Here is a 7,104-nt window from a genome sequence, read left to right on the forward strand (position 1 = left end):
TCCCCCCGGGCCGCACCCGCGCACCGCACCTGTCCCGGTGGACAACGTGATCGGTCGCGCCTTCGTCGTCGCCTGGCCGGTCTCGCATGGCGTCCCCGTTGCCGCGCTTCCGCCCTTTCGCGGCCGTCCCCGGAGCGGGTCAGACCCGCAGGGCGGCGTTCAGGCCCGCAGGGCGGCGTTCAGGCCCGCAGGGCGGCGTTCAGGCCCGCAGGGCGGCGGGCACCACCGCGAGCAGCGCCACGGCGAGCGTCACCGCCAGGCAGACGGCCGCCCAGCGGGTGCAGATCCGGCGGCACTCGCTGCGGTAGCGGTCCGCCAGCTGCCGGCACCGTTCCACGGCGCGGTCCACGACGCCCTCCGCGTAGCGCAACCGGTCGGCGGCGTAGGCCCGTTCGACGCTCTCCCGGTCGCCGGGCGAGAGCCAGGGAAACTGCTCGGCGAAGGCCCGGGCGTCCCGCTCGGCCGCCGACACCTCGGCCTCCCAGGCCAGGTAGCCCTCCAGCCGGGCGATCTCCACCCGCGCGTCCACCGGCGCACCCGCCGCACCGGTTCCCCTGCCCGGCCGAGGGCTCCGCGCTCTCGGCGGGCGCTGCCTGCCACCCATGACCGCTCCTTGTTCCAGCACCCGGGCACCGCGGCGAGCAGCACGGCGGCAGCGGCGCACACCTATCGAATCGGCCGGCCGGACCCCACGACGGGAGCCCGCGGCGCGACCACGCAACTACTACCAGTGACCAGCCGGCGCGTGCAGGCCGACTCGCCGGTCCGGCAGCCGGCAAAGGCGTCCGGCAAAAGCCGCGCCGACCTGCACAGACGCGGTACCGGCGGGGCGACCGGGGCCGACGCCGCGGCGCACCGCCCGCACCGGGAGCGCCCGCCACGCGGCGCACCCCCGCGGAGCGGCGACACCCGGACGGCCTCCGACACGCTCCGCGCACGCCCGTGTACCATCGGCGACCGGGTCGGCGTACCGCCCGGCCTGCCCCGGTCGCCCGGGGCACGGAGACGGAGGTCAGCCATGCCCGACGCGGGTCGGTTCAGCGAGGTGGGCGAGCAGGGCTCGCGGGCGGTGATCGAGGCCGCCGCCGTGCTGGAGCACGAGCTCGCGGCCGGGCGGACCGACGCGACCGCGGCCGACGACCGGCCCACCGGCGGGCACCGGCTGGACCCCGAGGAGTTCGGGCGGCTGGTGCAGCAGGTCTCCGAGCACACCCACCAGCTGATCGACGCCGTCGCCGCCCGGCTGGCGGACAACACCGCCGCCGCGGCGGCCGCGCACACCCGGCGGCTCACCGCCAACGCCCACGACGCCCTCGACCTGCTGCTCAAACTGACCACGCTGACGACGGAGTCCCCCGACCCGGCCGGCCGGCCGGGCGCCGGGCACCGGCAGGAACACGGCCCGCTGCCGGAGCACGGCCCGCAGCCGAGGCCGGGGCAGCACCCCGACGGGCCCGAAGGCCACCAGGAGTGACGGCCGCGGCGCCACCGCTCACCGACCGGGCGCAGCTGGTCGAACGGGTGCTGGCCCGGTACGGCGAGCGGACGGTGGCGGCGCTGCTGCGCCACATCCCCGAGCAGAGCCCGCCGTACCTCTACGAGCTGGCCGCCGACTACCCGGCCCGCCCCGGCAAGGGGCTGCGGGCCGCGCTCTGCCTGGCCGCCTGCGCCGCGGTCGGCGGCCGCCCGGAGCGCGCGCTCAACCCGGCCGTCACCGCCGAGCTGTTCCACAACGCCTTCCTGATCCACGACGACATCCAGGACGGCAGCGAGCTGCGCCGCGGCACACCCACGCTCCCCGCCGCCTACGGCGTCGAGGTCGCGCTGAACGTCGCCCACGCCACCCACCTGCTCGGGCACCAGCGGCTGATGGCCAACCGGCGGGAGCTGGGTGACGAGCTGGCCTGGCGGCTGTTCGAGGAAACCGAGTTGATGTGCCGTCAGACGCTGGAGGGCCAGGCGCTGGAGATCGCCTGGATCCGCGACAACGCCTGCGCGCTGGTGTCCGCCGACTACTACCGGATGTGCCTCAAGAAGACCTCCTGGTACACCTTTCTCTACCCGTGCCGCTCCGGCCTGCTGGTCGCCGAGGGCGCGGCCTCCGACGCCGCCCGGCTGGACCGGTTCGGCTGGTACCTGGGCGCGGCCTACCAGATCCAGGACGACGTGCTGAACCTGGTCGGCTCCCAGGCGGACTACGGCAAGGAGATCGCCGGGGACCTCTGGGAGGGCAAGCGCACGCTGATCCTGATCCACCTGCTGGAGCGCTGCACCCCGGCCGAACGCGCCCGCGCCGAGCGGTACCTGCGCGGCACCCGGGCCCAGCGCGGCCCCGACGCGGCGGAGGACGTCCGCTGGCTGCTCGACCGGATGACGGCCTACGGCTGCGTGGAGAGCGCCCGGGAGGCGGCGGCCGGGCTGGTCGCCGCCGCCGAGCGGGAGCTCGCCCGGGTGCTGGCGGCCGCTCCCCCGCCCGCCGGCCTCTCCGAAGAGGGGGCCGAGGCACAGGAGTTCCTGCTCGCCCTGCCGGGCTTCGTGGTGTCCCGGGGGCGCTGACCGGCGTGGTCGGCGCGATCGCCCCCTGGAACCACCCGCTGCCGGCGGGCAGAGGCGCCGGTCCAGGCCCGGCGTCCGGCTGCCCCGTACCTCGCCGCCCGGCCCGGGAGCGGGAAGGACGTCCTGCGCCCGGTCGTCCCGGCCCGGCGTCCGGCCGGGCCGGTGAGCCCGGCCCTCCTACGGTGTGAGTACGACTGAGTACCTTGCGCACTCCGGGTTGAGTACGCGTCCGCTGCCCGGGGCGGGGCCGGATGGCGAGGATCGGTGCATGACCAAGACCCTCTCCCGGCCCCACCCGAACTGGTGGCGTGCGCCGATGATCTCGACCCTCGTGACGGGTCTCTGCCTGCCGCTGGTGAGCGGGCTGCGCGGCTTCGCCGAGATGGCCACCGACTCGTGCAACGGGCGGAGCTCCTGCCCGGCGACCTACAACCAACTGGCCTTCGCCGACCACCTGTTGACGGCCGCGCTGGTGCTGCTGGTGGCGCAGTGGCCGGTCGCGTACCTGGTCCGGCCGGCGCGGGTGTGGGCGGCGCTGGCGCCCGGGGCGGCACTCGCCCTGGCCGTGTTCACGCTCTTCAGCCTCCACCCGGGCACCTGAGCGTCAGGCGAACGCGGAGGGACGGCCGAGGGCGACCAGGTGGTGGTCCTTGGTGCCGACGTAGATCCGGCCCTTGTCGGTGGCCGGCACCGAGAACTTGCTGACCGTGCCGAGCGGGAAGGAGCGCCGCAGCCTGAGCGTGCCGTCCACCGGCACCGGGTCGTAGGCGCGGAGTTCGCCGCCCTCGCCGTACTGGCCGGTGCCGGACCAGATGACCCAGACCAGGGCGGAACCGCTGCGGGTGCCGTCGGAGGTGACGACGGGCGAGCCGGACATCTTCAGGAAGTCCTCGGCACTGGTGCCGGCGCTGGTCAGCTGTGGGAGGCCGGCCGGGCTGACCGCGTACTTGAGGGCGCGCAGCTTGCCGAAGTTCTCGACGGTGTAGACGTAGCCGCCGTCACCGCCCCAAACGGCGGGGTGGCCCCAGACGCCGCCGTACGGGCCGGTCGTGCCGACGGTCTTGTCGGTGCCGTCCGGGCCCTGGCCCATGCCGCCGAGGTCGTCGCGGTCGAGCAGGAAGATCCGGCCGTCCTTGCCGACCTGGACCAGCAGCCGGGGGTGGGCGGGGGTGCCGAAGAGGTTCTCGGGGAGCGCGACCGGGCCGCCGGAGCCGAGGTCGGTGTCCTTCTTGTCCAGGGTGGCGTTGTTGGCAGGGCTGAAGAAGTCCTTCGGGGTGAAGGTGCCGTCGCCGTTGACCGCGAAGCGGATCACCGACTCGCCGAGGCCGCCGGGCGGCTTGTTGCCCGGGCCCTTCGCGGGCGAGGCGCCGGCGCCCTGGCCGTTGGCGGTGGCGAGGATGATCCGCCCGGGGCCGTCCGAGACCAGACCGCTACCGGCCATCCAGATCGAGGCGCGCTGGGTGTCGGAGCCGGCCACCGTGGACCAGAGGGTGAGCTTGCGGGTGCGGGTGTCGAGGCCGGCCAGGGTGCCGATGTAGTCGCCGATGCCGCAGAGCGAGCCGAAGCCGAAGTAGACGTGGCCGTCCAGCAGCAGCAGCCCCGGACGCTGGAGCGAGCGGTAGGCGTTGAACGGCTTGCCGGGGGCGTTGACCGGGTCACCCTGGACGGTGACCGGCCAGCCGCTGCGCTCGGCCCCGGTCCGCGGGTCGACGGCGTGCACGTAGTAGTGCGGATGCTTGTCGTCGGGGCCGTCGTTGACCTTGCTGGTCAGGTAGACCGTGCCGGTGGCCGGGTCGTACACCGGGGTGGACGTGGTGCCGACGTTGGGGCCGGGGTCCGAGCAGCCGATCGCGGCGGACGGCCAGGCCGCGCCCATCGAACGGTGCCAGGTGATCTTCCCGGTCTTGGCGTCGATCCCGTAGACGTGGTTGGTCTCGGTCGCGACGACCACGGTCGGGCCGATCACCAGCGGCTGGGCGAAGACCTGGCCGTCGAGCGGGACGGAGAAGCGGACGCCGAAGTCCGCGGCGCCGACCTCGGCGGGGGAGAGCCCGGGTTCGTCCCGGTCCCAGGCGGTGCGTTCGGTGGTGACGGAGACGGTGGTGACGTCGGCCCGGGCGGCGGCCGCCGGGGTGAGCAGGGCGAGGCCGGCGAGCAGGGCGGCGGCGCGCGCGGACGGTCTGTTGAGGCGCTTCATGGCGCCATGGTTCGGCGGCGGTCCCGGGGCCACCAGCGGAGGTGGTCCAGTCGGCCGTCCTCCGTTCGCAGCGTTTCACCCGAATCCCGGGTCATGATCCTCTATGGTCGTCGCGGCGCACGCCAACGGGCGGGCGACGGACGAGAACGGGGACGCGGTGCGAATCGGAATCATCGGCACGGGCACGGTCGGGCGGACGCTCGCGGACAAGCTGGTCGCGCTGGGCCACGAGGTGACGCTGGGCTCACGGACCAAGGACAACCCGAAGGCGGTCGCCTGGGCGGAGCAGGCGGGCCCGAACGGGCACACCGGCACGTTCGCGGACGCGGCCGGGTTCGGCGAGGTGGTGCTGAACGCCACCGCCGGGACGGTCTCGCTGGAGGCCCTGCGGGCGGCGGGCGCCGAGCGGCTGGCCGGGAAGGTGCTGGTCGACATCTCCAACCCGCTGGTCTTCTCCGCCGAGGGCGCGGTGAGCCTCGACCCGGTGAACACCGACAGCGTCGGCGAGCGGATCCAGCGGGAGTTCCCGGACGCCAGGGTGGTGAAGGCGCTGAACACGCTCTCCGCGCCGCTGATGGTCGACCCGGGGCGGGTGCCGGGCGAGCACAACCTGTTCGTGGCCGGGGACGACGCCGCCGCCAAGACCGAACTGGTCTCCCTGCTGGGCGAGTTCGGCTGGCCGGCCGAGGCGGTGATCGACCTCGGCGGGATCGCCGCCGCCCGGGGCATGGAGATGCTGATGCCGTTCTGGCTCCAGCTGATGCGCGCCTTCGGGACGACCGACTTCAACTACTCGATCAAGCGCGCGGAGTAGGCGCGGCATCAGGGCGGACGGCGGACGGACGGCGGACGGCGGGGCGAACGTCGGCGGACGGCGGCGGACGGCGGGGCGGACGTCGGCGGGCGCGCGCCCCCGCCGCACCGCGGCACTCCCGCGAGGGGCGAGAATGGACGGCATGTCCCGACGCCGCTCCGCGCCCCGTGCCGCCACCCCCGCTCCCCGACTGCTGCCCTCCTCACCCTGCCCGTGCGGGCTGCCCGCCGCGTACGGCGACTGCTGCGGCCGCTACCACCGGGGCCAGGCCGCCGCGCCGACCGCCGAGGCACTGATGCGCTCGCGCTTCAGCGCCTTCGCCGCCCACGACGAGGCCTACCTGCTGCGCAGCTGGCACCCGGACACCCGCCCCGCCTCGGTCGACTTCGACCCGGCACTGCGCTGGAACCGCCTCGACGTGCTCTCCACCAGCGACGGCGGCCCGTTCCACACCGAGGGCACGGTCGCCTTCCGCGCCCACTACACCGAGGGCCGGGAGGAGGGGGTGCTCACCGAGCACAGCCGCTTCGTCCGCCACGAGGGCGCCTGGGTCTACCTCGACGCCCTCTCCCTCGACACGGGCTCGTGACCGGGCATCGGCGCCCGGGGGCGGCCTCGGGCACGCCTCAGAGGTAGTCGTCCAGGCGGGCGAAGGTGAAACCCTGTGCGGTGACCTCGTTCACGACCTTGCGGAGCAGGTCCGGCATGGTGCCGTTCCAGAGGTCGGTTCCCCGGAAGTGGGTGAGGATGATGTCGCCGTCGTGCAGCCGCTGGTCCTCGTAGCGGTACTCCATGTGGTCCGGGAAGGCCTCCTCGTTCCACAACGGCACCGCCTCGATGCCGCAGGAGGCCGCGGCCCGCAGGGTGTCGTCGTTGTACTCACCGTACGGGGGCCGGAACAGCCGGGGGCGGACACCGATCTGCTGCTCCAGCTGGTCCTGCTGCCGGCAGATCTCGTCGCGCTGGGTGGCGTAGTCGAGCACCTTCAGGTTGCGGTGGTTGATGGTGTGGTTGTTCACCGCGTCGCCCTGGGCGGCGAGCTTGCGGAAGTAGCCGTAGTCGGACCGGGCCAGGTAGTCGGCGACGAAGGTGCTGAGCGGGATCCCGAGCTCGTCCGCCATCCGGGAGAACTCCGGGTCCTTCTCGGCGCCGTCGTCCACCGTCAGGAAGACGATCCTCTGGTCGGTCGGGACGCGGTACACCACCGGAGGCAGCCCGTCCTTGAGCTTCACTCCTTGCACCGGCTTCAACTCCGGTTTGACCAGCGGGTGTTGCGGCGCCCGGGGTGGCAGCTGGGCCAGGCCCCAGCGGTGCGCGGTCTCCAGCGCGGTGCGGACCTCCGCCTCGCGGCGGGCCACCGCCTCCCTGCTGCCCTCCTCCTCGGCCCGGGCCAGCCCCGGCAGCACCCGCGGCAGCGGCACGGCCGGCGGCCGCGGACCGCCCCGGTCGGCCGCCTCGCCGGCATCGCCCTGCTGCTCCGGCTGCGCACCGGCCGGCCGGTCCTGCTGCGGGTCCTGGGAGGACTTCCGCCCCGACT

Annotated in this window: 8 protein-coding genes; 5 read left to right on the forward strand and 3 right to left on the reverse strand. The window is 74.5% G+C overall.

Annotated elements, in window-relative coordinates; genetic code table 11:
• Positions 1-199 precede the first annotated feature (199 nt).
• Entirely contained in the window at positions 200-529 is a 330-nt protein-coding gene (locus ABZ885_RS32300) for a cytochrome C oxidase subunit I (protein WP_360196539.1), read from the reverse strand.
• 489 nt (positions 530-1,018) lie between these two features.
• Between ABZ885_RS32300 and ABZ885_RS32305 the strand changes: the two genes are divergently transcribed.
• The 3 genes from ABZ885_RS32305 to ABZ885_RS32315 all read left to right on the forward strand — a co-directional run bounded on the left by ABZ885_RS32305 (position 1,019) and on the right by ABZ885_RS32315 (position 3,157).
• Positions 1,019-1,474 carry a hypothetical protein gene (locus tag ABZ885_RS32305; protein WP_360196542.1) on the forward strand — a complete coding sequence of 152 codons (456 nt, stop codon included), beginning with the start codon at positions 1,019-1,021 and terminating at the stop codon, positions 1,472-1,474.
• Positions 1,471-2,556 (forward strand): polyprenyl synthetase family protein, encoded by a 1,086-nt coding sequence (locus ABZ885_RS32310; RefSeq protein ID WP_360196545.1) that lies wholly within the window; start codon positions 1,471-1,473, stop codon positions 2,554-2,556. The genes ABZ885_RS32305 and ABZ885_RS32310 overlap by 4 nt, the downstream gene beginning before the upstream one ends.
• A gap of 268 nt (positions 2,557-2,824) precedes the next feature.
• On the forward strand, positions 2,825-3,157 hold the full coding sequence (locus tag ABZ885_RS32315) for a hypothetical protein (protein ID WP_360196548.1): 333 nt from the start codon (positions 2,825-2,827) through the stop codon (positions 3,155-3,157).
• A gap of 3 nt (positions 3,158-3,160) precedes the next feature.
• Here ABZ885_RS32315 and ABZ885_RS32320 read toward each other — a convergent pair whose 3' ends face one another.
• Positions 3,161-4,753, reverse strand: coding sequence for a PQQ-binding-like beta-propeller repeat protein (locus ABZ885_RS32320; protein WP_360196550.1), 1,593 nt, complete (start codon positions 4,751-4,753; stop codon positions 3,161-3,163).
• Positions 4,754-4,910: 157 nt separating this feature from the next.
• On the opposite strand from ABZ885_RS32320, the gene ABZ885_RS32325 reads away from it, so the two are divergent.
• Complete coding sequence (locus ABZ885_RS32325; RefSeq protein ID WP_360196553.1) at positions 4,911-5,567, forward strand: NAD(P)-binding domain-containing protein; 657 nt, start codon at positions 4,911-4,913, stop codon at positions 5,565-5,567.
• A gap of 142 nt (positions 5,568-5,709) precedes the next feature.
• Complete coding sequence (locus tag ABZ885_RS32330; RefSeq protein ID WP_360196556.1) at positions 5,710-6,156, forward strand: YchJ family metal-binding protein; 447 nt, start codon at positions 5,710-5,712, stop codon at positions 6,154-6,156.
• A 37-nt stretch (positions 6,157-6,193) separates the two neighbouring features.
• Here the strand turns inward: ABZ885_RS32330 and ABZ885_RS32335 are convergent.
• The coding region (locus tag ABZ885_RS32335; protein WP_360196558.1) for a polysaccharide deacetylase family protein at positions 6,194-7,104 on the reverse strand (911 nt) is incomplete at its 5' end.

Origin of the sequence: Kitasatospora sp. NPDC047058, assembly GCF_040643935.1 — a bacterium.
Taxonomy (GTDB): Bacteria; Actinomycetota; Actinomycetes; order Streptomycetales; family Streptomycetaceae; genus Kitasatospora.